Annotated in this window: 1 protein-coding gene; it reads right to left on the bottom strand. The window is 74.6% G+C overall.

Translation table 11 applies throughout. From position 1 onward, the window contains the following. Positions 1-241: 241 nt before the first annotated feature. Positions 242-599 (bottom strand): ATP-dependent dethiobiotin synthetase BioD (gene bioD / locus FNQ90_RS26055; RefSeq protein WP_182608543.1); only part of this gene is annotated, 358 nt, incomplete at its 5' end.

Below are 599 nucleotides of genomic sequence, written 5' to 3'. Positions count from 1 at the left end.
GGTCGGGGTCGCCGGGGGCATGGCGGTTCCTCCTTCACCGGCTGGGAGACGGATGGACGGGGGCCGAAACGGTCGGACCGTGCCCGCATCATGCCTTACCAAGCGCTTGCTCAGCCAGACCCCCGCGTGGCGGGTCCGGTCCGAAGCGCCCCCGGGACCCCGCCGGCCCGATGGCGAGAGCAGGCACTTCGGACCGGACCGGACCGGCCGGACCTCCACCCGTGCGGAGCGGCCGCCCGTGTCATCCCTCCGGCAGCACCCGGGGGGTGAACCAGCCCGGGGCCTCGGTCGCGAAACGCGCGGGCGGCAACAGGGCGGCGCCCTCGGGGACGCCACCCACCACGGGCACTCCCACCCAGCGCGCCATGTCCTCACGATTCGTGCGCTCCGCCAGGTCGGGTTCGCGGGGCACCGACCCCCACACCAGGCCCCGCGGCGTCAGCCCCCGGCGCCGGATCGCCTCCACCGTCAAGGCGGTGGCGTTGATCGTGCCCAGCCCCATTCCGGTCACCACCAGCAGTTCCGCCCCCAACTCGTCGGCCAGATCGGCGATCGTGCCGGCGGCGGAGTCGAAGGGCACCAGCAGACCCCCGTCCCTG

The organism is Streptomyces alkaliphilus (assembly GCF_014141535.1).
GTDB classification, from domain to species: Bacteria; Actinomycetota; Actinomycetes; order Streptomycetales; family Streptomycetaceae; genus Streptomyces; species Streptomyces alkaliphilus.
The sequence above is the reverse complement of the archived record's forward strand: the minus strand, read 5'-3'. Positions and strand labels throughout refer to the sequence as shown.